Origin of the sequence: Octadecabacter dasysiphoniae (assembly GCF_021532615.1) — a bacterium.
Lineage (GTDB): Bacteria > Pseudomonadota > Alphaproteobacteria > Rhodobacterales > Rhodobacteraceae > Octadecabacter > Octadecabacter dasysiphoniae.
Genome location: NZ_JAKGAQ010000002.1, coordinates 656,645 through 678,361, shown reverse-complemented (window position 1 = coordinate 678,361; position 21,717 = coordinate 656,645). Strand labels below are relative to the sequence as shown.

The 21,717-nt window shown below is 53.8% G+C and carries 16 protein-coding genes; 8 read left to right on the top strand and 8 right to left on the bottom strand.

Features of this window, described 5'->3' with window-relative positions:
* Positions 1 to 16: 16 nt before the first annotated feature.
* On the top strand, positions 17 to 1,567 hold the full coding sequence (locus tag L0664_RS10260; protein ID WP_235225706.1) for an ABC transporter substrate-binding protein: 1,551 nt from the start codon (positions 17 to 19) through the stop codon (positions 1,565 to 1,567).
* A 332-nt stretch (positions 1,568 to 1,899) separates the two neighbouring features.
* On the opposite strand, the gene L0664_RS10255 is transcribed toward L0664_RS10260, so the two are convergent.
* Positions 1,900 to 2,637 (bottom strand): class I SAM-dependent methyltransferase, encoded by a 738-nt coding sequence (locus L0664_RS10255; protein WP_235225705.1) that lies wholly within the window; start codon positions 2,635 to 2,637, stop codon positions 1,900 to 1,902.
* Positions 2,638 to 2,676: 39 nt separating this feature from the next.
* Positions 2,677 to 3,612 (bottom strand): glycosyltransferase family 92 protein, encoded by a 936-nt coding sequence (locus L0664_RS10250; RefSeq protein WP_235225704.1) that lies wholly within the window; start codon positions 3,610 to 3,612, stop codon positions 2,677 to 2,679.
* Between the two features lie 202 nt (positions 3,613 to 3,814).
* Here L0664_RS10250 and rimP point away from each other — a divergent pair, with 202 nt between their 5' ends.
* From rimP to infB, 4 genes are read left to right on the top strand one after another with little or no spacing between them, the layout of a single operon-like run.
* Positions 3,815 to 4,408 (top strand): ribosome maturation factor RimP, encoded by a 594-nt coding sequence (gene rimP / locus L0664_RS10245; RefSeq protein WP_235225703.1) that lies wholly within the window; start codon positions 3,815 to 3,817, stop codon positions 4,406 to 4,408.
* Positions 4,408 to 6,018: a transcription termination factor NusA gene (gene nusA, locus L0664_RS10240; protein WP_235225702.1), complete on the top strand. Its 1,611-nt coding sequence runs from the start codon at positions 4,408 to 4,410 to the stop codon at positions 6,016 to 6,018. Before rimP ends, nusA begins: the two co-directional genes overlap by 1 nt.
* A 22-nt stretch (positions 6,019 to 6,040) precedes the next feature.
* Positions 6,041 to 6,673: an RNA-binding protein gene (locus L0664_RS10235; protein ID WP_235225701.1), complete on the top strand. Its 633-nt coding sequence runs from the start codon at positions 6,041 to 6,043 to the stop codon at positions 6,671 to 6,673.
* A complete protein-coding gene (gene infB / locus L0664_RS10230; RefSeq protein ID WP_235225700.1) occupies positions 6,670 to 9,156 on the top strand; it encodes a translation initiation factor IF-2 in 2,487 nt (828 codons plus the stop codon). Before L0664_RS10235 ends, infB begins: the two co-directional genes overlap by 4 nt.
* Positions 9,157 to 9,489: 333 nt before the next feature.
* On the opposite strand, the gene mutT is transcribed toward infB, so the two are convergent.
* From mutT to L0664_RS10215, 3 genes are read right to left on the bottom strand one after another with little or no spacing between them, the layout of a single operon-like run.
* Positions 9,490 to 9,888: an 8-oxo-dGTP diphosphatase MutT gene (mutT, locus tag L0664_RS10225; RefSeq protein ID WP_235225699.1), complete on the bottom strand. Its 399-nt coding sequence runs from the start codon at positions 9,886 to 9,888 to the stop codon at positions 9,490 to 9,492.
* Entirely contained in the window at positions 9,885 to 11,099 is a 1,215-nt protein-coding gene (argJ, locus tag L0664_RS10220; RefSeq protein WP_235225698.1) for a bifunctional glutamate N-acetyltransferase/amino-acid acetyltransferase ArgJ, read from the bottom strand. Before argJ ends, mutT begins: the two co-directional genes overlap by 4 nt.
* Positions 11,100 to 11,101: 2 nt before the next feature.
* Positions 11,102 to 11,956 (bottom strand): peptidylprolyl isomerase, encoded by an 855-nt coding sequence (locus tag L0664_RS10215; protein ID WP_235225697.1) that lies wholly within the window; start codon positions 11,954 to 11,956, stop codon positions 11,102 to 11,104.
* Between the two features lie 187 nt (positions 11,957 to 12,143).
* Here L0664_RS10215 and secA point away from each other — a divergent pair, with 187 nt between their 5' ends.
* The 3 genes from secA to L0664_RS10200 all read left to right on the top strand — a co-directional run bounded on the left by secA (position 12,144) and on the right by L0664_RS10200 (position 17,596).
* Positions 12,144 to 14,846, top strand: coding sequence for a preprotein translocase subunit SecA (secA, locus tag L0664_RS10210; RefSeq protein WP_235225696.1), 2,703 nt, complete (start codon positions 12,144 to 12,146; stop codon positions 14,844 to 14,846).
* A 123-nt stretch (positions 14,847 to 14,969) separates the two neighbouring features.
* Positions 14,970 to 16,055: a hypothetical protein gene (locus L0664_RS10205; protein ID WP_235225695.1), complete on the top strand. Its 1,086-nt coding sequence runs from the start codon at positions 14,970 to 14,972 to the stop codon at positions 16,053 to 16,055.
* A gap of 287 nt (positions 16,056 to 16,342) precedes the next feature.
* On the top strand, positions 16,343 to 17,596 hold the full coding sequence (locus tag L0664_RS10200) for a phosphate ABC transporter substrate-binding/OmpA family protein (protein ID WP_235225694.1): 1,254 nt from the start codon (positions 16,343 to 16,345) through the stop codon (positions 17,594 to 17,596).
* Here L0664_RS10200 and radC read toward each other — a convergent pair.
* The 3 genes from radC to dnaK form a co-directional block, all read right to left on the bottom strand.
* A complete protein-coding gene (gene radC / locus L0664_RS10195; RefSeq protein WP_235225693.1) occupies positions 17,593 to 18,384 on the bottom strand; it encodes a RadC family protein in 792 nt (263 codons plus the stop codon). The genes L0664_RS10200 and radC overlap by 4 nt on opposite strands.
* Positions 18,385 to 18,435: 51 nt before the next feature.
* On the bottom strand, positions 18,436 to 19,587 hold the full coding sequence (gene dnaJ, locus L0664_RS10190) for a molecular chaperone DnaJ (protein ID WP_235225692.1): 1,152 nt from the start codon (positions 19,585 to 19,587) through the stop codon (positions 18,436 to 18,438).
* A gap of 62 nt (positions 19,588 to 19,649) precedes the next feature.
* Entirely contained in the window at positions 19,650 to 21,560 is a 1,911-nt protein-coding gene (dnaK, locus tag L0664_RS10185; protein ID WP_235225691.1) for a molecular chaperone DnaK, read from the bottom strand.
* Positions 21,561 to 21,717 lie beyond the last annotated feature (157 nt).

Sequence of the window (21,717 nt, the reverse complement as noted above, 5' to 3'; positions counted from 1 at the left end):
TCAGGGAGACTAAAATATGTATGGAATTAGCAGACGCGGATTGCTGCAATCTGGTGTAGCGGCGGGTGTACTCGCGGCGACAGGATTGCCGCTCAAGGCGCAAACACGTGGCGGCAAATTGACCGCTGGTCTTGGTGGCGCGAACACCTCTGACAGCTGGGATGGCCGGACGCACTCCGACATCTTCATGATCGCATCTGCGCACGGGTGTGTGTTTGACTGCCTGACAGAAGTAGCCGCTGACGGTTCGCTTGTTGGTGAGCTTGCTGAAAGCTGGGAAGCCTCCGCAGATGCGAAAACTTGGACATTCAACCTGCGCCAGGGCGTGACGTTCCACAACGGCAAATCCTTCGGCGTTGATGACGTGATTGAATCGCTTCAGATGCACATTGGTGAAGATTCCAAATCTGCCGCCAAGCCGATCGTCGAAGCCATCGTTGAGATGAACAAAATCACAGAACATCAGGTCCAGTTCGTGCTTGCGTCTGGCAACGCCGACTTCCCATACCTCATGTCCGATTATCACATCCTGATGTTCCCTGCTGGCCAGATCGAAGAGGCAATTGCGCAGGGTATCGGTACCGGATTGTACCAGGTCACATCGTTCGACCCAGGCGTACGCATGACGGCCAGCCGTTATGCTGATCACTACAAGGGTGACGATGCCGGCTTCTTTGACGAAGTCGAATACATCGCGATCAACGACAACACGGCGCGTATGAATGCGTTGATGACGGGTCAGGTCGATACGATCAACCGGATCGACTTTAAGACAGAAGCATTGCTCAAGGCGAACCCTGCCCTGCGCATTCAAGAAGTGACGGGCAACCAGCACTACTCCATGCCGATGTTGACAGACGTTGCACCGTTCAATGACGTCAATGTTCGCAAAGCGTTGAAGTACGGCATCAACCGTCAGGAACTCGTCGACAAGATCCTCCTTGGTCACGGCGCTGTTGGTAACGACACACCAATCGGCCCAGCGAACCAGTACTACCATGCTGATATGGAACAGCTGTCCTACGATCCGGACAAAGCAAAGTTCTACCTCCAGCAGGCTGGTCTTGATTCCATCGACATCGATTTCTCCGCGTCCAACGCGGCGTTTGAGGGTGCGGTTGATGCGGGTCAGTTGTATCAGGCGTCCGCAGCTGCGGGTGGCATCAACATCAACGTGATCCAGGAACCGTCTGATGGATATTGGTCCAACGTTTGGCTGAACAAGCCGTTCTGTGCATGCTACTGGTCCGGTCGCGCGACAGAAGACTGGATGTTCTCAACAGCATACGAAGAAGGTGTGCCGTGGAACGACAGCCAGTGGGACAGCGGCGATTCCGCACGTTTCCAAGAGCTTCTTTTGGCTGCACGCGCCGAGCTGGACACAGACACGCGTCAGGCACAGTACTTTGAGATGCAGGAAATTCTGCGCGACGAAGGCGGTGTTCTGGTGCCAATGTTTGCGAACTACGTTCAGGCCGTTAACAACCGTATCAGCTCGCCTGACACGATCGGTAACCTTTGGCAGATGGATAACGCTCGCATGGCCGAGCGTTGGTCTGTCGCATAAGGTAAGCGACCTTAGAAAACAGAAAGCCCCGCCAGTTTGGCGGGGCTTTTTGCATTTTTGTTAATCGTCTGGCTTATGCCATTTCGCCTTCAGCGGCCCGCTTTTTCAGGGTGCGCATCATCACAAGGTACATCAAGGCAACGCCGCACATGAATGCGGACGCCGCGACCATCATAAGAATTGTCATATCCATTTGGGTTTCCTCCATTTGATAAACCTAAATGCGAGTTAACCTTCAAATTGGGCGATTTTTGGGCGAATTTATTACAAAGGCTCTTTCTAGTGTTGTCGAGAATCCAGCCTGTAACGTTAGATTTCAAGCGGTCATTAGTTCAACCTCGGCCAGTCATCTTACGAATTTTCCAAAAGATCCTTTTTAGACCTCTGGGTTTTGTGTACCGTTTGAAAAGCCGTGGGTGAACGCAATTCATGAAGCTAAGGTTCTTGATTGGATACACACCATTTTCGGCAAGCACTCGACAGAGGTCTGATCCACTTTTGACATATAGAAAACAATTCTGCTGGTACCAGAACCGGACATCCGAGTCTCCCCAGAAAACAGGTCGGAACAGATCGTACGGTACATAGCCTCGTTCAATGAAAAGCTCTGCCCAGAAGCTGTGCTCGCGTTCATTGATATGATCTCTTCCATCTTGGCCTAAGTAAGCTGCACTAAAAAGGACAACGTCGGAAAACTGTGTCAGCTTCGCGATAAAGTCGCTCGAGCAGGCGGGTAACAGATGCTCTGCAACTTCCAACGATATAGCTAAATCAAAGAACTGTTTATGTTGTAGGGTTAGCGGTTTGTTTAGATCGGCTTGGTGATACTTGACATTGGGGTCGATCATGTCCGATTGGCTATTCCACGGTCCATCGAACCCAACTGTAATTTCTGCCCCAGTGTCTCTAAAAGCTTTTAACCAGGTGCCCCGTCCGCACCCAATATCTACAACTGTCTTTGGGCGATAGTATTGGGCCAGATGTTCAGAAATTCGTGCTGCGCTATCATAGGAACCTGACATTTGGCGGTCATAAAATTCATCATCATAGCTTTTGTGTGGATCGATCATAACTTTCCAGTCTGTGTCTAGGAGGAGGCAAAGGTCTATTCAGCCTAAATCGATGTTTGCACGTTTACAGAAATCTTGAATGCCAAGGTCTTCCACCGTTTCCCGTTCTATTTCGAGGACCCGATTGGTTAACTTGGTAGCGCGTACATCAGGGGATTTCAAAGCTGCTGTGAACAATGAGTCCCCAATTGATCCCTTTGCAATTTTTTCGTCAAGTTGTTGTTGAGACTTTGAGTAATAGTGGTTCAACTGCAAAGCTGCGCCGTCGTGGAATGTTGATGATTTGTGATCACCGAATTTAAATTCACTGCCGAGAGAGTTCCAGATTGTTGAGCTACTATTTGTTTCGAACCCGTGAATATAGGTTTTAGTCACTTTCATCGGATTGACGACACACTTGAAATTTAGAATGCCTTTTACCTGCGACTCGAACGGGTCAAGCATTCTTTCGGTGTAATTAGGGATGATCTGGCTTGGTGTCTTATGGAAATTTTGCCGACCGAACATTGTCCAATGGAGTATCAGATTGTCGACATGTTCAAGGTCCGACAACACCTCAAGAATACTACTCTTTGAGGTTGGGAAAAGAAATTCATCAATATCTGTAAACGCTATCCAGCGGAAACGCGTTCGAAAATTAGATATTGCATGAGCGAAAGCTAAACCTTGATTGTGAATCGCTCGTCCGAACTTTGAGTCCTGAAGACGCTGTGCCCAAGGTATCACCGTTAGCTCAGATGGAGTTAGGGCACGTCGAGCGATATCGATTGAATCATCGGTACATCCGTCGTCGTAAAGTATGAAATGGGATACTCCCGCTGCTTGGTGAAATCTGAGCCACTCATCGATTGAGGCGGCCTCGTTTTTGATCAAGACGGCAATTGCCAGACCTGCTTGACATGCGACGAGGTCGGATGGTTGAACAGAGAACTTAACAACCTCGACCTGCTGACTTCGAAATTTAAAGAGGCGCATAGGATTTTTGGCTCGTTAAGCTATGTTATAGATACTGATGATGCCGGAAACGTTCGTCTAGTACAATCCTACCTTCCCCCTTGCAGACTCGGCGCACAGCCCGTATATCCACCCCAACAGCGCGTTTCGGCCTCCACCCCCGAAGCCACCGAAATTCCAACGGGCCGCGCGCCCGTTTTTTTGTGTCCAAACGAAAGTGCCCATGTCTGAACTGATCGCCCGCGCGGCTATGGATCGCCGCATCACAGAAATCATCACCCCAACCATTGAGGATCTGGGGTATGAAGTCGTGCGTGTGCGTTTGATGACTGGCAAGGAATCGATCCTTCAGATCATGGCGCAAAAGGCTGATGGCACGATCGAGGTCGATGAATGTGGTGAAATCAGCACTGCTGTTTCCGCGCTTCTCGACGTCGAAGACCCGATCAGCGATGTTTATACGCTTGAGGTGTCCAGCCCTGGTATTGATCGCCCTCTGACGCGGTTGAAAGATTTTGACCAGTGGGATGGCAACGAAGCCAAGATTGAAACTGAACAGCTGATCGATGGCCGCCGCCGTTTCAAAGGCATGCTGCGCGGAACCGAAGGTGATGAAGTTCTGATCGAGATCGAGGAAAAGGGTGAACCCCTGACAATCGGTTTGAAGTTTGATTGGCTGACCGACGCAAAACTTGTTCTGACGGATGAATTGATCCGTGACGTATTGAAGGGCCGCAAAGACGCAGGCCAAATCGACGAGACCCAATTTGACGAAGTTGAGACCGTGCTAGGCGGCTCTGACGAGGAGAAAAACTAATGGCGATTACATCAGCAAACCAGCTGGAATTGTTGCAAACCGCAGAAGCCGTGGCCCGCGAAAAGATGATCGACCCAGGTCTGGTCATCGAGGCGATGGAAGAATCCCTCGCCCGCGCCGCGAAGTCCCGCTACGGATCTGAAATGGATATCCGGGTGTCTATCGACCGTTCCAACGGTAAAGCGACGTTCACGCGCGTTCGTACAGTTGTCGCCGAAGAAGAGCTTGAGAATTATCAGGCTGAGTTCACCGTCGATCAGGCGTCCGAGTACATGGAAAACCCCGAAGTCGGTCAGCAGTTCATCGAAGAAGTGCCACCGGTTGAAATGGGCCGTATCGCTGCGCAATCCGCCAAGCAAGTGATCCTGCAAAAGGTCCGCGAAGCCGAGCGTGACAAGCAGTACGAAGATTTCAAAGACCGCGCTGGTACGATCATCAACGCACAGGTCAAGCGCGAAGAATACGGCAACGTTATTGTTGATGTGGGCACAGGCGAAGCCATTCTGCGTCGCAACGAAAAGATTGGCCGTGAAAGCTATCGCCCGAACGATCGTATCCGTTGCTACATCAAAGAAGTGCGTCGCGAACAGCGCGGGCCACAGATTTTCCTGAGCCGGACAGACCCGCAGTTCATGGCTGAATTGTTCAAGATGGAAGTTCCCGAGATTTACGAGAACATCATCGAGATTAAGGCCGTTGCCCGCGATCCCGGTTCACGTGCCAAGATTGCCGTGATTTCGTATGACAATTCTATCGACCCCGTCGGTGCTTGCGTTGGTATGCGTGGTTCGCGCGTGCAGGCCGTTGTGAACGAATTGCAGGGCGAAAAGATCGACATCATTCCGTGGAATGAAGACATGCCGACGTTCCTTGTGAACGCTCTGCAGCCAGCCGAAGTATCCAAGGTTGTGTTTGACGAAGACGCTGAGCGCATCGAGGTTGTTGTTCCAGAAGAACAGCTGTCCTTGGCGATTGGTCGTCGTGGCCAAAACGTGCGTCTGGCGTCGCAGTTGACGGGTCTCGATATTGATATCCTCACCGAAGAAGAAGAATCCAAGCGTCGTCAGGCCGAGTTTGAACTGCGCACTGGTTTGTTCATCGAAGCGCTCGATCTGGATGAATTCTTTGCCCAGTTGTTGGTGTCCGAAGGTTTCACAACCCTCGAAGAAGTCGCCTATGTTGAAGTTGACGAATTGTTGGTCATCGACGGTGTTGATGCTGATACGGCCAGCGAATTGCAGGCACGTGCCCGCGATGTAATCGATGCCAAGAATGCGAAGGCGCTTGAAAACGCCCGTGCGTTGGGCGTCGAAGACAGCCTGGTTGCATTTGAAGGCCTCACACCCCAGATGATTGAAGCGTTGGCAAATGACGGCGTGAAAACACTGGAAGATTTCGCAACCTGTGCAGATTGGGAACTTGCTGGCGGTTGGACCGTTACAGACGGCGAACGCACCAAGGACGACGGTTCGCTTGAGCCATTCGAGGTAACATTGGAAGATGCTCAAGACATGATCATGACAGCACGTGTTATGTTGGGTTGGGTTGATCCTGATGATCTTGTTTCGGATGTCGAAGAAGACACCATCAGCGAGGAACAGGAGGCCTGATTTCAGGCCTCCGGGTAACCTGATGGGTCGCGGCGGGCGAACCAAAGACCGTGATGTCTCAGAGCGTCGGTGCATTGTCACCGGTGACACAGCCCCTAAGGCGGGGTTGATCCGGTTTGTCGTGGGGCCAGATAATCTGGTATATCCAGACATACTGGAAAAGTTACCAGGACGCGGAATTTGGGTGACGGCCAGTCGTGATGCGTTGGACAAAGCTGGCAAAGGCCAGTTTTCGAAGTCCGCAAAGCAGGCGGTGAATGTACCTGACGGTCTGACCGACGAAGTGGAACGCCAGCTTGCGCGCCGCGTTGTTGATCTGATTGCACTGGCCCGCAAGGCGGGTTTGGCGGTTGCGGGTTTCGAAAAGGTCAAAGGTTGGGTTGCAGGCGGCGAACGTGTTCGTGCATTGTTGCAAGCCTCGGATGGTTCGGAACGCGGAAAGACGAAATTATGGACGCCCGAAGGGGCGCGATATTACGGGTGCCTTACGGCCCAGGAATTGGGTTTGGCATTCGGGCGCGGGACTGTAATACACGGGGCACTCGCCTCTGGCAGACTCAGCGACCTTGTTGTAGATGAAGCCGCAAAGCTTAAAGGCTTGCGCGAGATAGAGGGCGGTGATGGCACCGTTCGGAAGGATACAGAAGCTACATGAGCGATTCAGACGGCAAAAAGCCCCTTGGTATTTCCCGACCCGGCAGCGTGAAGCAAAGCTTCAGCCATGGTCGCACCAAAAGCGTCGTAGTTGAAACCAAACGCAAACGCGTTGTGGTCCCAAAGCCTGCGGCTGCGGCGGCTGCGAAACCCACCGGTGCGGCACCTGTCCGACCCGGCGGTGACCCATCAAAGCGGCCCGCTGGTATTTCGGACGTCGAAATGGCGCGTCGCATGAAGGCATTGCAGGCCGCGAAAGCCCGCGAAGTCGAAGATGCTGCAAAGCGTGAAGCTGACGAAAAAGCCCGCGCCGAAGAGCGCGAGCGTCGTTTGGCCGAAATTGCTGCTAAAGAAGCAGCAGACAAAGAACGCGACGAGGCTGTGAAGGCCAAGCAGGACGAGGAAGAGAAGAAGAAACGCGATGCAGAGGCCGCGGCACAAGCTGCCGCCGCACCTGCTGTTGTTGATCCCGAACTCGCACCGGCACAGCGCCGCGCACCCCCAAGTGGTGGCGCGCCTGCTGCAACGCCGCGCAAGAAAGAAGACGATCGCGATACGCGTAAGAACAAGGGTCAGGATGATGCCCGTCGCGGTGGCAAGCTGACGCTGAACCAAGCACTGCGTGGCGGCGAGGGCGGACGCCATCGTTCCATGGCGCAGATGAAGCGTAAGCAGGACCGCGCCCGTCAAAAGGCGATGGGCCAAAACGTAGAACGCGAAAAGGTTATGCGCGACGTTCAGCTGCCAGAAGCGATTACCGTTTCCGAATTGGCGAACCGGATGACCGAAAAGGTGTCTGCGGTTGTGAAAGCATTGATGACCAACGGCATCATGGCGACGCAAAACCAATCTATCGACGCGGACACTGCGGAACTGATCATCGAAGAATTTGGCCACAAGGTTGTGCGCGTTTCTGACGCCGACGTTGAGGATGTGATCAACATCATCGAAGACGACGCGAAAGACCTTAAGGGTCGTCCGCCCGTCATTACGATCATGGGTCACGTGGACCACGGTAAAACATCGCTTCTGGATGCAATCCGGAATGCCAAAGTTGTTGCTGGCGAAGCGGGCGGGATCACACAGCACATCGGTGCCTATCAGGTAACAACCGATACAGGTACCGTGCTGACGTTCCTCGACACACCTGGCCACGCGGCGTTCACATCGATGCGTGCCCGTGGTGCGCAAGTGACTGACATCGTTGTTCTGGTTGTCGCGGCGGATGACGCCGTAATGCCACAAACGATTGAGGCGATTGCACACGCAAAAGCGGCCAATGTTCCGATGATCGTGGCGATCAACAAATGTGACCGTCCAGCGGCCAACCCTGACAAAGTGCGCACAGATTTGTTGCAACACGAAGTTATCGTCGAAAAAATGTCCGGTGAAGTGCAGGACGTTGAAGTGTCGGCGATTACTGGTCAGGGCCTTGATGAACTCCTTGAGGCGATCGCATTGCAGTCCGAGATTTTGGAACTGAAGGCCAACCCGGATCGCGCGGCCCAAGGCGCCGTGATCGAAGCGCAGCTTGACGTGGGCCGTGGCCCAGTCGCGACTGTTCTGGTTGAAACCGGTACGCTGAAGCGTGGCGATATTTTTGTTGTAGGTGAGCAGTGGGGCAAAGTCCGCGCGTTGATCGACGACAAAGGCGATCGCGTAGACGAAGCGGGCCCATCGGTTCCTGTTGAGGTTCTTGGCCTGAACGGCACACCCGAAGCTGGTGACGTTCTTAACGTCACAGAAACCGAAGCACAGGCCCGTGAAATCGCGGAATACCGTGCCAACGCCGCTAAGGAAAAGCGTGCGGCGGCCGGTGCTGCGGTGACGTTGGATCAGCTGATGGCAAATGCCAAAGCGGATCAGGACGTGTCCGAGCTTCCGATCCTTGTCAAAGGCGACGTGCAGGGTTCGACCGAAGCGATCGTTCAGGCGATGGAAAAAATCGGCAACGACGAAGTGCGCGTACGCGTTCTGCATTCCGGCGTTGGTGCGATTACAGAGTCCGACATCGCGTTGGCAGAAGCCTCGGGTGCGCCCGTCATCGGCTTTAACGTGCGTGCGAACGCGCCGGCCCGTAACTCGGCGAACCAAAAAGGCGTCGAGATCCGCTATTATTCCATCATTTACGATCTTGTGGACGATGTGAAAGCAGCGGCGTCCGGTCTGTTGTCTGCCGAGGTTCGTGAGAACTTTATCGGTTACGCCAAGATCAAAGAGGTCTTTAAGGTATCCAACGTCGGTAAGATCGCGGGTTGTCTTGTCACCGAAGGCGTCGCACGTCGTTCTGCTGGTGTACGTTTGCTACGTGATGATGTTGTTATCCACGAAGGCACGCTTAAGACGCTCAAGCGTTTCAAGGACGAAGTGCCCGAGGTTCAGTCCGGTCAGGAATGCGGTATGGCGTTCGAGAACTACGAAGACATCCGCCCTGATGACGTGATCGAGATTTTCGAACGCGAAGAGGTCGAGCGGACGCTTTGATCTTCACTATCTAGACAAAATAAAAGGGACGCCAAATCGGCGTCCCTTTTTTCATCTTAGTGGTCGATTCGTTTAATTCAGGCGCGTAACTGGTTTGCCTTCAAACTCGCGATTTCCGACTGCGACAACGACTTTGCCGTTATCGAGTGTCCGGACATGCAGTCCCTGAATCTGAATGTGGTTGCCTACTGTAATCGTCCGCAGCATGGTTTTTCTTCCCCCAAAGATCTCCAATAACTTGATGATAGGACGGGTTCGATCAGTCTGTCACTTAAATTGTGCCACAATCTTGCCACTTTTGCCCGAATTTTGCCACATTCTGAAACGACGGACTCAAAGCCAATCGCGCAAAAGCGGGATCAACGGAATATCAGCCGCAGGCATCGGGTAGGTTGCTAGGTCATTGGCGCGCACCCATTTAAGGGTTTGGCCCTCGCGGGGCTGGGGCGTGCCTTCCCATTTGCGGCAGGCAAACAGCGGCATCAAAAGATGGAAATCATCATAGCTGTGGCTCGCGAACGTCAGCGGAGCAAGGCAGGACTGCCACGTGTCTATGCCTAGTTCTTCGTGAAGTTCACGGATCAAGGCGGCCTCTGGTGTTTCGCCGGCTTCAACCTTACCGCCAGGGAATTCCCATAAACCAGCCATGGATTTGCCTTCAGGGCGCTGTGCCAACAAAACGCGCCCATCTACGTCAATCAAAGCAACGGCACTGACCAGAACTGTCTTCATGATCGGTAGTCTGCATTTATGGTGATATATCCGTGGGTCAGATCGCACGTCCAAACTGTTCCAAGACCGCCACCAATGCCAAGGTCGACGCCAATAACAAGGTTCTGCTGTTTCATATATTCGACCCCTGCGTCTTCTGTGTAATCGGCCGACACCCACCCGTTTTCCGCAACGGTGATGTCCCCGAAACGGATTGCCAAACGGTCCCGGTCCGCCTGTGCGCCGGATTTGCCAACCGCCATAACAATACGGCCCCAATTGGGATCTTCGCCAGCGATGGCCGTCTTAACGAGCGGCGAATTCGCGATCGATAGCCCAACCACGCGGGCCTCTGTGTCGGACGCCGCCCCCGACACACGAATTTCAACGAATTTGGTCGCCCCTTCACCGTCGCGCACGACCTGATGGGCCAAATCCAACATCACATCGCGCAGCGCTTGCGTAAATCCGGCGCTATCGGTCACATCGACGCCAGACGCGCCTGTCGCCGCGACCATCAATGTATCGGATGTCGATGTGTCGCTATCTACCGTGATGCAATTGAATGTCTTGTCGTTGAGAACACCAAGCAGCGCCTGAAGATCAGGCTGGCTGATTTTCGCGTCGGTAAAGATGTAAACCAGCATCGTCGCCATATCGGGTGCGATCATGCCCGAGCCTTTGGCGATGCCAGCAATGCGTACCACTTTTCCATCGATTTCAACATCGGCCGACGCGCCTTTGGCAAAGGTATCGGTCGTCATGATGGCGGACGCCGCACCTTTGATTTCGCTGGGCGAAAGCCGCGCGTTCAGATCATTCATGGTGTCGATGATCCGCCCGTGCGGCAACCGTTCACCGATGACACCCGTGGACGCGGTAAAGATGCGGTCTTCGGGGATAGTCATGACATCCGACAAACCAAGACAAAGTGCTTCGACGGATTTTTCGCCTGCGGACCCTGTGAAGGCGTTGGAATTGCCAGAATTCACTAGAAAAGCTGCGCGTTCGCCAGATGGTTTTCCAAGCTTTGATTGGCAATCGAGGACGGGTGCTGATCGTGTTGATGATCTGGTAAAGACACCAGCGATGGTCGTTCCGGCGGCAAGTTCTGCCAACATGACATCGTCGCGGCCTTCGTATTTAACCCCCGCCGCGCCTGACGCAAACCGGACTCCGTCAATTATAGGAAGATCTGGAAAGCGGGGCGGCGCGAGGGGGGAGAGTGTCATTATTAGTCCTCAAGAAGCTCAAGATTTTGGATCAACGAATAGTCAAATTCGTCTTCCTCAGGCAGCGTGATATCCGCTGTCTCTGTCAATGCGTTCAGCTTTTCGTTCAAACGCTCTTGTTGGATTTCAGTGGCCAGCTCACTGCGTAGGTCATCCAAAGCTGGAAGGGCCGTCATCCGCGTTTCGTTCAGTTTGACGATGTGCCAGCCGAACTGCGTTTGAACAGGGTCAGATACGTCGCCGGCATCCAAGGTCATGACGGCTTCTTCGAATTCAGCGACCATCATGCCTGGGCCAAACCAGCCAAGTTCGCCACCAGACGGGCCGGACGGGCCAGTTGATTTTTCAACCGCAGTTTCCGCAAAGTCAGCACCATCATCGATCATCTCTTTGACAGCGACTGCTTCTTCTTCAGTCGCGACAAGGATGTGGGATGCATTGAATTCTTGATCAGGCTCAACCCCGGCAAAGCGCGCGTCATATGCTTCTTGCAATGCTTCATCGGAAATTTCTTCGTTGCTCATCGCGTTCACAACTTCGCCAGCGCGCAATGATCGCAATTCGTTGGCGATCGCGATACCGACGCGGGCTGGTTCTTCTTCAAGCGTATCCGCCAGAAGTTGCTGATTAACGAGTTGTTCAATCAGCCCGTTGAAAACGACGTCATCTGGCAACTGCTGGTATTGTTCCGGCAATTGCGAACGAAGCATAATAAGTTGGCCGAGCGTAATGTCAGACCCGTTCACCGACGCCACGACAGTCTGCGCTGTGGTTTCGCTGTGGCTGTCTGCCTGGGCAAAACCGGCGGTGAGAGCAAAAACAGCGGCGGAGGCCAGCATTTTGGTGCGAAATAGCATGTTAACAGTCCCTTGATGATCCGCGACGGGGCGCGGCGTTGACACCTACATGGCGGCCCCTTACATCCCCATAAGGTCTATCGGAGGCCGGTCTTGGCTCTTTTCTATTGGGCGCGCCCGACAGGCACAACCAACCTCCTCACACATTGATGTCAGAGACGCCGATTGCGGCGCGCGCGGAGAGAATATGCTCGGTCTTGGTTCCATTTCGAAGAAGATTTTCGGTACGCCGAATGACCGTAAGGTAAAGGCAACACGGCCCCTGATCGAAAAGATCAACGCGCTTGAACCCGAGTTCGAGGCGCTGACCGACGAGGGCATCAAAACCAAGACAGAAGAACTTGCCAAGCGCGCGATGGGCGGCGAAAGCCTTGATGATCTTTTGCCAGAAGCATTCGCTAACTGCCGTGAAGGCGCCAAGCGTGCGCTGGGTCTGCGGGCGTTTGATGTGCAACTGATGGGCGGAATTTTCCTGCATCAAGGCAATATCTCAGAGATGAAAACGGGTGAGGGCAAGACCCTTGTGGCGACATTCCCGGCCTATCTTAACGCGCTGACCGGTAAGGGCGTGCACGTTGTGACGGTGAACGACTACCTTGCCAAACGTGACGCCGAATGGATGAGCCAGGTTTACGGCTTCCTCGGCCTTACCACTGGCGTTGTGTACCCGCAGCAGCCAGAAGACGAAAAGAACGCGGCCTATCGCTGTGATGTGACCTATGCGACCAACAACGAACTTGGCTTTGATTATCTGCGCGACAACATGAAGTCAGAGCTGGCCCAGATGAACCAGCGCGACCACAACTTTGCGATTGTGGACGAAGTTGATTCCATTCTCGTGGATGAGGCCCGCACGCCATTGATCATTTCTGGCCCCGCCGAAGATCGCAGCGAAATGTACACGACCATCGATAAGCTGATTCCTGAAATTCAGGATGATCATTTCACGTTAGATGAAAAAACCCGCAACGTGAACTACACAGATGAAGGCAATGAATTCCTTGAGGTGCGCTTGGTGTCTGCTGGTATCTTGCCAGAAGACCAATCCCTTTATTCGCCTGAAAGCACGTCCATTGTGCACCATGTAAACCAGGGCCTGCGCGCCCATAAGCTGTTCACGCGGGACAAAGACTACATCGTGCGTGACGACGAAGTTGTCCTGATTGACGAATTTACAGGGCGTATGATGACGGGCCGTCGTTTGTCGGATGGCCTGCACCAGGCGATTGAGGCGAAAGAAGGCGTGAAGATCATGCCTGAAAACGTCACGCTCGCCTCTGTGACGTTCCAGAACTATTTCCGCCTCTATAACAAACTCGGTGGCATGACCGGTACCGCGCTGACGGAAGCCGAAGAATTCATGGAGATCTACGGCCTCGGCGTTGTTGAGGTTCCGACGAACCGCCCCATTGCCCGTATTGATGAAAATGATGCCGTTTACCGCACCGCCAAAGAAAAATTCGATGGGGTCGTGTTAGCGATCAAAGAAGCACATGAAAAAGGCCAGCCAACGCTGGTTGGTACGACGTCGATCGAGAAATCCGAATTCTTGAGCCAGCTTCTTGAGGCGGAAGGCATCAAGCACAGCGTATTGAACGCCCGCCAGCACGAACAAGAAGCGCAGATCGTGGCGGATGCAGGTAAGTTGGGTGCAGTCACAATCGCGACCAACATGGCGGGCCGTGGAACCGATATTAAATTGGGCGGCAACGTCGAATTTAAGATCATGGAACAAATCGCCGCCACGCCTGATGATGTGAACGAAGACGTCCGCGCCCAGATCGAAGAGGCGCACAAAGCAGACGAGCAAGCGGTAAAAGACGCGGGTGGTTTGTTTGTGCTCGCCACTGAACGCCATGAATCCCGCCGCATTGATAACCAGCTGCGCGGACGTTCTGGCCGTCAAGGTGACCCGGGCAAGTCTTCGTTTTTCCTATCCCTCGAAGACGATCTGATGCGGATTTTCGGATCCGAGAAATTGGATAAGGTTCTTTCGTCCCTCGGCATGAGCGAAGGCGAAGCGATTGTGCACCCTTGGGTGAACAAGGCGCTTGAACGCGCGCAAGCAAAGGTCGAAGGCCGCAACTTTGACATTCGTAAGCAATTGCTGAAATTCGACGACGTGATGAACGACCAGCGTAAGGTGATCTTTAGCCAGCGCCGCGAAATCATGGAAGCCGAAGACCTGTCCGAAATCGCCGCTGACATGCGCAGCCAAGTTATTGATGATTTGGTTGATGCCCATATCCCAGCCAAAAGTTATGCGGATCAGTGGGACACCGAAGGTTTGTACGCGCAGGTTATCGCGCAACTCGGCATCGATGTTCCCGTTATCGAATGGGCCGCCGAAGAAGGTGTGGACGACGATGATCTGCGTGAACGTCTGGAAGAAGCGGCGGATAAACATATGGCCGAAAAAACAGCGGCCTTCGGGCCCGAGGTCATGCGCAACATCGAAAAGCAAATTCTGTTGCAAACGATTGACGGCAAATGGCGCGAACACCTGCTAACGCTTGAACACTTGCGGTCTGTTGTGGGTTTCCGTGGCTATGCACAACGTGATCCGCTGAATGAATACAAAACAGAATCGTTCCAATTGTTCGAAGGTCTTCTTGATGGATTGCGGTCTGATGTGACGCAAAAGTTGGCGCAGATTCGCCCCATGACGCAGGAAGAACAGGCCGCAATGGTCGCACAGGCCCAAGAACAACAGCGTCGGTTGCTCGGTGGTGCGGCCGCGGGTGCAACGGCCGCTGCAACACCGGCAGCAAATGCAAAACCCGGATTTGATGAGGCGGACGAGAAGACCTGGGGTAACCCCGGTCGCAACGATGCATGCCCGTGTGGGTCCGGGAAAAAGTTTAAACATTGCCATGGTGCTTTGTCTTAAAGGCGAATGAAAAGCCGCCTTTTCGCCCCATTGCGGACTGAAAGAATCCCAATGGTGGCCCTTCTTAGGCCATCTACATGAAGCAATCTGTTTTCTGATCCCATTGTGGGAAGGAGATTTCAGATGGCTAAAATCAAGCAAATTGGAATGGCCGCGGGCACGTTCAGTGTTGCGCTGGGCATTGGTTTTGTAATGCAGAACGGTGACGCATTGGCGGCACGTTTCGGTGCAGACACCGCAGCCGAACAACCCGCCCCTTTCGCGGAGACCGTCGAAGTTGACGCCGCCGCAGATGTTATTGATCCAATGGTTATGCCGTTCGAAGAGCCCATTGTTGTGGCACAGGCTGGTGTCGCATCACCCAAGGCCCCCGATCTTGCCACGCCTAACCCTGTAATTGAATCGGCGGTGGTTCTGCCAGAGGCCGCAAAAGTACCTCCTCAACCACAAGCACCGATTCAGCTTGCCGCCCTTGATCCAGAAGAAATGCCAGAAATCGAAACGGACGCAATTGCAGCCGTTGAAGTGGATTGCGTGCCAGTTATGTCGGCAACGGCCAGCACGGCTGCAACTGTGGCCCTTTCCGTCAGCGCGCCATGCCACACATCTGCACCATTTACTGTGCATCATCAGGGCATGATGTTTACTGCCATGACAGATGCATCTGGCGCAGCGGACATGAATGTTCCGGCGCTCGCAGAGGTTGCCGTTATGATTGCGGCCTTCGCGGATGGCGATGGAGCTGTCTCTACAGTCGCGATTCCTGACTTTGCCAATTACGATCGTGCAGTCTTGCAGTGGCAGGGCGAAACATCCGTCATGCTCAGCGCCTATGAAGGCAATGCTAACTTCGGCGATGATGCGCATATTCATGCCGGCAACCCCGGTGATATGGCGCGGCTTGCCACTGCTGAGGGCGGGTACCTTGTGAAGCTTGGTAATGCGTCGGCCCCTGATCCGTTGATGGCAGAAATTTACACCTTCCCCAGTGGTATGATCGGCGTAACGCCTGATGTCATGCTGGTGGCCGAAGCAGAGATTACGGCCGGAAACTGCGGGCAAGAACTTAACGCGCAAAGCATTCAAGTTTCCCCAACGGGCGCGACATCCGCACTCGATCTGACGATGATCATGCCGGACTGCGATGCTGTTGGTGATTTTCTGATCTTGCAAAACATGTTTGAGGACCTGACAATCGCGTCGAGATGACATGGCCTGAGTTTGATATCAGATTAGCAGTTTTGAGATGTGCGGCGGTTTTCGCCGCACATTTTATTTGCGTGGGCGCTGCTTCGTCCCAAGACGTCACTTTCCGATCAGTGGATAACGCCGTTGCAGTTTCGGGTCGTTTTGTTGCGTATGACGGTGTCGTCGCAACGGTCGCGACACCAACTGGTCTGGTCTCATTTCGAGCACAGGACATGGTTTGCGAAGATGCAGCCTGTCCGGATTTAGCTAATTACGTTCCGACGCTCAGGATTATTGGGGCGCAGCAAATGGGCGATCTTTTAATGCCGGCCCTTATCGATGTGTATGCCCGCGATAAAGGCTGGACAGTTCGGGAGGATGCCGACGGATTCCAGATGTCACAGCCCGATGGGACGGAAATGTTCGATATTGGCCTGACGGTTGCATCGTCTGACGACAGCTTTGCGGCGTTTATCGCCCATGATGCAGACGTCCTGATGTCGATGCGAGAGTTGCGAAAAGCCGAGCTTGATGCAGCTGCGGCGGCGGGCCTTGGCCGACTGAACCTTGCGCGTCAGGGTCGGATTCTCGCACTTGATGCTCTGGTTCCTGTAGCGTCTCCATCCTCTGACATTCGATCAATCTCTTTGGCGGACTTGATTGCATCACTGTCGGGCCAAGAATCGGAATTTGAGAGCCAGATTGCATTTGGTCTAGGTGGGCAGCTTGAAGGGTTTGAAGACAGATTCATGCGACCCTTTGGCACTGAATTTCCGAACCCGCCAGAAAATGTGGTGACGCGACGCGGCATTGTCGAAGCAGTTGAAAAGGGGGCCAATGGCCTGACGTTGCTGCCGTTTGGCGAAACAGGAAACACCCAACCTTTGGCACTAAGCGGACCATGTGGGTTGGAATCAAATGCCCAATTTTTGACAATGAAGACAGAAGATTATCCGCTGACCTTCCCGATGTTTTTATATTTGCCACGCCGTAATCAGCACCCCCAGATTGTTGATTTCCTCGATTGGCTTCGGTCCCCGTCGGCGCAGCTTGTTATTAGACGTGCGGGGTTTGTTGACCTTGCTGCGGTTCCTATCCCGTTGTCTGATCAGGGTGATCGCCTTTCGAATGCGATTCTGAACGCCGGAACAGAGGTGCCCTTGACTGAATTGCAAAGGATGGTGCGCGTTCTGTCGGCCCGCGTTCGCATGTCGAGCACATTTCGATTTGAACCGGGGTCTACCCGGCTTGACGGGCAGTCTCGTTCAAATGTGATGCAACTGGCGCAAGCCATTCGGGACGGGCGTTTTGGCGCACGAGAATTGATGTTTGTCGGGTTCAGTGACGGGCGCGGCCCAGCCAGTGCCAATCGTGATTTGTCAGCCGCCCGCGCCGAAGCAGTGCGCCGTGACGTTGAGCGCGCGCTCGGAGGCGATATCCCTGTGAATGTCCAGATTGAAACAGAGGCCTTTGGAGAGGCCCTGCCAATGGCGTGTGATGACACGATTTGGGGTCAGCAAACCAATCGACGTGTTGAACTTTGGGTCCGCGAAGCAGGCTAGATTAGGCCCTGTGACTTAAAGCTCAATTCGCGGGACCGTCCGATAATCAAGTGATCATGTAAGGAAATGCTGAGAGCTTTTGCCGCGTTCGCGATCTGATTGGTCATGGCAATGTCCTCGTCTGATGGTGTCGGGTCGCCTGACGGGTGATTATGCACAAGGATCATCGCTGATGCGTTAAGTTCAAGCGCGCGTTTAACGACCTCGCGGGGATAGACAGGCACGTGATCAACCGTGCCCGCGCCTTGTTCTTCGTCCGCAATCAAGACGTTTTTTCGATCCAGAAATAGCACTCGAAATTGTTCAGTGTCGCGGTGCGCCATGACTGTGTGGCAGTAATCCAACACGGCGTCCCACGAACTGATGACATGCCGTTGCATGATTTTCGCCCGCGCCATGCGATGGGTGACAGTCTCCATCACCTTGAGTTCGAGTGCGACAGCCGTGCCAACACCATCAACCCGTTCAAGCCGGGCGATCGGCGCGGATAGCACACCATTCAAATCACCAAAGGTGTCAATCAAACGTCGCGCCAACGGTTTTACATCTTGGCGGGGAATGACACGAAACAATGTTAGTTCAAGGATTTCATAATCAGGCATCGCTTTTGCGCCGCCTGTCAGAAACCGATGGCGCAACCGTTTGCGGTGATCAGAAAGATAGGAAGGAACCTTACCGCTTTTCTGCGGCGGTACGGCGGGAACAATCTCAACCTCATCACGATCAATCGTGATGAGTGTTGCGTCGTTCAAAGGCAGCTGCGGGGCTTCGGCAAAGGCATGTTTCATGCCTCTACCTTGCTGCGATTCCATTACTGTATGGTTAACAGCGACCGAAGCTTAGCCCTTCATAGAGTCCCAGAAGGATTTGACAGAAGCAAAAAAGCTGGAGCTTTGTGGATTGTTGTCGCTCGCCAGATCTTCGAATTCCCGCAGCAGTTCTTTCTGCTTGCTCGTCAGATTTACCGGGGTCTCCACCGCCATCTCGATGAACATGTCACCGGCGCCACCGCCACGCAGGGCTGGCATACCTTTGGAGCGCAGACGCATCTGACGACCAGACTGTGATCCCGCTGGTATTTTCACGCGGGATCGACCGCCATCAATTGTCGGAACTTCGATGTCGCCACCCAGTGCCGCCGTCGCCATGGACACAGGTACACGGCAGAACAGATGGTTGGCTTCGCGTTCAAACAGATCGTGTTCGCGCACTTCGATGAAGATATAAAGATCACCAGTCGGGCCACCACGCATGCCGGCCTCGCCTTCGCCAGCAAGACGGATACGCGTGCCCGTTTCGACACCCGCAGGGATGTTAACAGATAGTGACTTCTCTTTTTCTACGCGACCTGCGCCATGACAGGTGTTGCACGGGTTCTTAATCGTCTGACCGATGCCATTACACGTCGGGCAGGTACGTTCGACCGTAAAGAAACCCTGCTGCGCGCGGACCTTGCCCATACCGGAACACGTGGGGCAGGTTTGCGGTTCAGAACCGCCTTCTGCACCCGTGCCATTGCACGAATCGCACCCAACAGAGGTAGGTACGGTGATTGTTTTCTGAAGACCGGCAAACGCCTCTTCCAAGGTGACGCGCAGATTGTAGCGCAGGTCATTGCCGCGTGCCGCACGATTGCGTCCGCCGCCCGCACCGCGTTGACCGCCCATGTTGCCGAACAGATCGTCGAATATGTCAGAGAAGGCAGAGCCGAAATCACCCTGACCACCACCCATGCCGCCACCGGGGCGCCCGCCGCCCATGCCACCTTCAAAGGCTGCATGGCCATAACGGTCATAGGCAGCTTTTTTGTCAGCGTCTTTTAGGACTTCGTAGGCTTCGCCCGCGTCCTTGAACTGGGCTTCCGCTTCTGGGTTGTCGCGGTTGCTGTCTGGATGGAGCTCTTTCGCTTTGCGGCGATAGGCCTTCTTGATTTCATCCGCGCTAGCACCCTTGGCGATACCAAGCGTCTCATAATAATCGCGTTTTGACATGAGGGTTCCCCTTTTGGGACGTGCGGGACCGACCGCAAAGGCCGGTCCCCACTATGTCACGCTTAAGCGCGCTTATCGTCGTCGAGGTCTTCGAAGTCGGCATCGACAATATCGTCGGGAACTTCGTCTGCGCCAGGGGCGTCAGGCTCGGCTTCACCGGCTTCTTCCTGTGCGGACTTGTAAATCGCCTCACCCAGTTTCATTGCCGATTCAGTCACGTTCTGGATGCCGGATTTGATCTTACCCGCATCGTCGTTTTCCAGATCGTCCTTGAGCGCGGCAATTGCCAGCTCGATCACTTCAATCGTTGTCGGATCAACCTTGGACGCGTGCTCTTCCATGGACTTTTCAGTCGAATGGATGAGGCTCTCGGCCTGGTTGCGCGCTTCGACCAGTTCTTTACGGTCCTTGTCGGCCTCAGCATTTTCTTCCGCGTCACGGACCATTTGTTCGATGTCCTCATCGGACAAACCGCCAGAGGCCTGGATCGTGATTTTGTGTTCCTTGCCGGTGCCCTTATCGGTCGCCTGAACGGATACGATACCGTTGGCATCGATGTCGAACGTCACCTCAATCTGTGGCATGCCGCGCGGTGCTGGCGGGATATCCTCAAGATTGAACTGACCAAGGATTTTATTATCCGCGGCCATTTCACGTTCACCCTGGAACACACGGATCGTCACGGCGTTCTGGTTGTCTTCGGCGGTTGAAAAGATCTGCGACTTCTTCGTCGGGATCGTTGTGTTGCGATCGATCAGGCGCGTAAACACACCGCCCAAGGTTTCGATACCCAAGGACAATGGCGTGACGTCCAGCAGAACCACGTCTTTGACGTCACCCTGAAGAACACCGGCCTGAATGGCAGCGCCCATGGCAACGACTTCGTCAGGGTTTACGCCCTTATGTGGTTCCTTGCCGAAGAAGGCTGTAACCTCCTCGATGACCTTTGGCATGCGTGTCATACCACCGACCAGAACAACTTCGTCGATCTCGCCTTTGGTGAGCCCTGCGTCTTTCAACGCAGCTGCACATGGCTTCATGGATGCTTTGATCAGATCACCAACAAGTTCTTCCAGCTTCGCACGTGTCAGTTTCATGACCATGTGCAGCGGGGATCCGTCTTTGCCCATCGAAATGAACGGCTGGTTGATTTCTGTCTGGGACGCAGAGGACAGTTCGATCTTTGCCTTCTCAGCCGCTTCCTTCAGACGCTGAAGCGCCATCTTGTCGGCCTTGAGGTCAACACCGTTGTCTTTTTTGAATTCAGACGCGAGGTAGTTGACGATGCGCATGTCAAAGTCTTCACCACCAAGGAACGTATCACCGTTGGTGGATTTCACTTCGAACAGGCCGTCGTCGATCTCGAGGATGGTTACGTCGAATGTACCACCACCAAGGTCATAGACCGCGATTGTCTGTGTCTCTTTTTTATCGAGGCCGTAGGCCAACGCAGCCGCTGTCGGCTCGTTGATGATGCGCAGCACTTCGAGGCCCGCGATCTTACCGGCGTCTTTGGTCGCCTGACGCTGTGCGTCGTTGAAGTAGGCAGGAACCGTGATGACGGCCTGATCGACTTCTTCGCCGAGGTAGGATTCAGCGGTTTCTTTCATCTTCTGCAAAATGACCGCAGAGATTTGAGCAGGGGAGTACTTATCACCCTTGGCTTCGATCCATGCGTCGCCATTTCCGCCATCAACCACGTTGAACGGCAGGTTCTTTTTGTCTTTGGCGAGATGTTTGTCATCGTTGCGACGACCCACAAGGCGCTTAATACCAAAGATTGTGTTTTCCGGGTTCGTAACAGCCTGACGTTTTGCAGGTTGGCCAACAAGGCGTTCGTCGTCTGTGAACGCTACGATTGATGGTGTTGTGCGCGCGCCTTCGGCGTTTTCGATAACGCGTGGCTGCGAGCCGTCCATGATTGCGACGCAGGAGTTTGTAGTCCCGAGGTCGATGCCAATTACTTTTGCCATGTTCAAATCCCTTTCAGGCGATGTGAGGCGGTGCGGGCCCATTATGGCACCCGACACCTTCGGTTGTTAAAATCGGTCGAACAAAGAGGTCTTGTTCGGATCGGAGTGTATATAGGGACGCAAAATACGCGCTGCAACCTATGTAACAGGGGTGAAA

What these genes read in the sequence shown, in the direction of transcription:
- dnaK (WP_235225691.1), bottom strand. Translation starts at nt 21,560, where the DNA reads ATGGCAAAAGTAATTGGCATCGACCTCGGGACTACAAACTCCTGCGTC.
- argJ (WP_235225698.1), bottom strand. Translation starts at nt 11,099, where the DNA reads ATGACACTCTCCCCCCTCGCGCCGCCCCGCTTTCCAGATCTTCCTATA.
- L0664_RS10200 (WP_235225694.1), top strand. Translation starts at nt 16,343, where the DNA reads ATGGGCGATCTTTTAATGCCGGCCCTTATCGATGTGTATGCCCGCGAT.
- L0664_RS10255 (WP_235225705.1), bottom strand. Translation starts at nt 2,637, where the DNA reads ATGATCGATCCACACAAAAGCTATGATGATGAATTTTATGACCGCCAA.
- secA (WP_235225696.1), top strand. Translation starts at nt 12,144, where the DNA reads ATGCTCGGTCTTGGTTCCATTTCGAAGAAGATTTTCGGTACGCCGAAT.
- rimP (WP_235225703.1), top strand. Translation starts at nt 3,815, where the DNA reads ATGTCTGAACTGATCGCCCGCGCGGCTATGGATCGCCGCATCACAGAA.
- L0664_RS10205 (WP_235225695.1), top strand. Translation starts at nt 14,970, where the DNA reads ATGGCTAAAATCAAGCAAATTGGAATGGCCGCGGGCACGTTCAGTGTT.
- dnaJ (WP_235225692.1), bottom strand. Translation starts at nt 19,587, where the DNA reads ATGTCAAAACGCGATTATTATGAGACGCTTGGTATCGCCAAGGGTGCT.
- mutT (WP_235225699.1), bottom strand. Translation starts at nt 9,888, where the DNA reads ATGAAGACAGTTCTGGTCAGTGCCGTTGCTTTGATTGACGTAGATGGG.
- L0664_RS10215 (WP_235225697.1), bottom strand. Translation starts at nt 11,956, where the DNA reads ATGCTATTTCGCACCAAAATGCTGGCCTCCGCCGCTGTTTTTGCTCTC.
- L0664_RS10250 (WP_235225704.1), bottom strand. Translation starts at nt 3,612, where the DNA reads ATGCGCCTCTTTAAATTTCGAAGTCAGCAGGTCGAGGTTGTTAAGTTC.
- infB (WP_235225700.1), top strand. Translation starts at nt 6,670, where the DNA reads ATGAGCGATTCAGACGGCAAAAAGCCCCTTGGTATTTCCCGACCCGGC.
- radC (WP_235225693.1), bottom strand. Translation starts at nt 18,384, where the DNA reads ATGAAACATGCCTTTGCCGAAGCCCCGCAGCTGCCTTTGAACGACGCA.
- L0664_RS10235 (WP_235225701.1), top strand. Translation starts at nt 6,041, where the DNA reads ATGGGTCGCGGCGGGCGAACCAAAGACCGTGATGTCTCAGAGCGTCGG.
- L0664_RS10260 (WP_235225706.1), top strand. Translation starts at nt 17, where the DNA reads ATGTATGGAATTAGCAGACGCGGATTGCTGCAATCTGGTGTAGCGGCG.
- nusA (WP_235225702.1), top strand. Translation starts at nt 4,408, where the DNA reads ATGGCGATTACATCAGCAAACCAGCTGGAATTGTTGCAAACCGCAGAA.